At 42.6% G+C, this 2,345-nt stretch carries 1 protein-coding gene; it reads left to right on the top strand.

Annotated elements, in window-relative coordinates:
* The first annotated feature begins 344 nt into the window (after nucleotides 1-344).
* Nucleotides 345-2,201, top strand: a complete 1,857-nt coding sequence (locus AACP44_RS09030) for an autotransporter domain-containing protein (RefSeq protein WP_339340198.1) — start codon at nucleotides 345-347, stop codon at nucleotides 2,199-2,201.
* Nucleotides 2,202-2,345 lie beyond the last annotated feature (144 nt).

Here is a 2,345-nt window from a genome sequence, read left to right as displayed (position 1 = left end):
GCGACCACATCAATCTGTTGTCTTAAAGATTTATCACTCAATTTGGCATAGTTGGCTGTCATGGCGTTACTGTTTTTTTCTGGGCTTATTTAGTTAGGCTGTAATTATCATTATATTGAAGGGCCGATGATTGATTATAAATATCCTTTATTAACAATAATATAGCGTTCTCTAAAATGATTATATTTCTGCCGTTAGATGGTATTTAGTTGTTGCTTGTTTATTATTCAACTACTCTAATTAAGACAGATGGGTCATTTCAATCTTTATTGTACATTTGCTTGCAAAAGCTTTGTGCCATTTAAAAAAACTATAATAATCAAGCGGTAGCTAAGGAGAAGGTTATGTTGAAAAAAAGTCTAGTAGTATTTACGGCGGTGTCTTTGCTATCTTTGCCGGTCAGTGCTCAATCGAGTTTTAGTGAACTGGTTGTCTTCGGTGATAGTTTAATGGATACCGGTAATTTTGGCAGTGGCCTGCGTTTTACTAATGAAACAAGCCCCGGTGTTTTTGCCCCCATTGCTCCCGAATTTTTGGCAGATGATTTGGGCATGACGCTGACGCCAGCCATTGATGGTGGTACAAATTATGCTGTGGGAGGCTTTCAAACAGGTGATGTTTTCCAGTCAATTGCGGGTACAGGTATTGCTACAATCGCTGGTACGGCTAATGCTTACTTAACTAATGTTGGCGGTGCAGTACCAAGTAGCACGTTAATTCTTATTGATGGTGGTGGGAATGATCTCAACGACATTGCACAAGGGGATCCTGCGAATGTGCCTACTGCAATCAACGCTGCAGCAACAACCTATATACAATCCATTGGTAGTTTAGCCGCTGCTGGTGCCAACTATATTATGGTGGCTAATGTCCCGAACTTGGGAATAACGCCAATAGGGCAAGCGGCTGATGCGGCCACACCGGGCTCAGCAGATGGTTTAGTTGCAGTAACTGAAGGTTTTAATGACGGCGTCGAGACCTTGGCTGCACTGCAGTTATCTGATGTTAATATTATCCCTGTTGATATTAATGGTGTTCTGGAATATGTATTTGAAAATGCAGATAAATTTGGTTTTGCCAATGGTGACTTGGATCTCGGATTCGCGACTATTGACCAGTTATCTCTGTGTTATGACGCCTCTGAAGGTGACTGTATAGAACACCCCACTTACGGTAAAAACGGCGCAGCTCCAAACCCAAGAGCTTTAGTGTTTAACGACAGCTTGCACCCCACTGAAGCCACCAGTGAAATTTTTGGTGATTACCTGATCGATATTATTAAGGCTCCGCAAACTATTGGTCTATTACCTGAATTGGCATTAGTTGCTGCAAGGTCGCAAAGTGCCGTGATTGGTGATGAACTACGTCGCTCACGCTGGAGTAAACCACAGGGGCGCTTATTTGTTGCAGGTGAAATGGTGACAGACGAATATGAAAATATCGTTGAGTCTGAGTCAGAAAATACTAGTTTGACCGTGGGTAGAACTTTTGTGGCATCAGAGTCATTGGTTTATGGTCTGGCTTTAAGCCTTGCTGAACAAGAGTTAGATGTCGATGGTGCGGACATTGAGTCTGAATCTTGGAGTCTAAGCGGTATGTTTGGCTATCGACAGGATAAACTCTTTGTTGATGCTGCGATAGCGCTTTCGGTATTAAGCTATGACGGTATTAAGCGCGAAATTAACTTGGGTGTTGATAGCTTTAATGCACAAGGTGACACTGAAGGTCATGCTTGGACCATTGACGGTTTGGTAGGTTACGACCTTTTTGGTTCTAACCCCTGGCACTTGGCACCTGCGCTGGGTATGCAATATATTAATACAGCCGTTGATGGTTATTCAGAAACCGGCGGCGGCGTATCCAACTATGCCTGGGGTGAGCAGCGTCGTAAAAGTCTGGTTTGGCGTTACGGTATTGTTGGCAGCGGACAGCTGACCCATGGTATCCGTGTTTTTGGTGAAATCTTTGGTGCTCAAGAGCAAGAAGGTGAAGACGAAACCATTTCGATACGTAATACCAATCTTAGCTATGGCTCTTATGAACTGCCTAGTTTTCAGGCTCAAGATGACTCCTATATCACCGCCGCTGTAGGTGGCTCAATCAGTATTTCTGACCAAGCTAGCCTTAATCTTAGTTTGAATTATAGCGACCGGGGTGATGGTTATAAGCAAATTATCTTGAGTTATTCTATGCCATTGTAAGATCTAGAGGGTTTGGCCAAAAAGACTCTGTTTATTAGCAGGGTCTTTTTTTTGGCTTTTTTATAGTTTGGGTTTCCATGTTATTTTCTTAATGCTTTTGTGCTATATCTTCAGCGATAGCAATCGGGTAAGGTGATTTTTCAA

This window comes from uncultured Oceanicoccus sp. (assembly GCF_963968385.1).
Lineage (GTDB): Bacteria > Pseudomonadota > Gammaproteobacteria > Pseudomonadales > Dasaniaceae > Oceanicoccus.
Note: the sequence above shows the minus strand (reverse complement) of the source record. Positions and strands in the feature narration are given on the sequence as shown.

Excerpts from the sequence above, each read along its gene's own strand:
- AACP44_RS09030 (WP_339340198.1), top strand. The coding sequence starts at position 345 with ATGTTGAAAAAAAGTCTAGTAGTATTTACGGCGGTGTCTTTGCTATCT.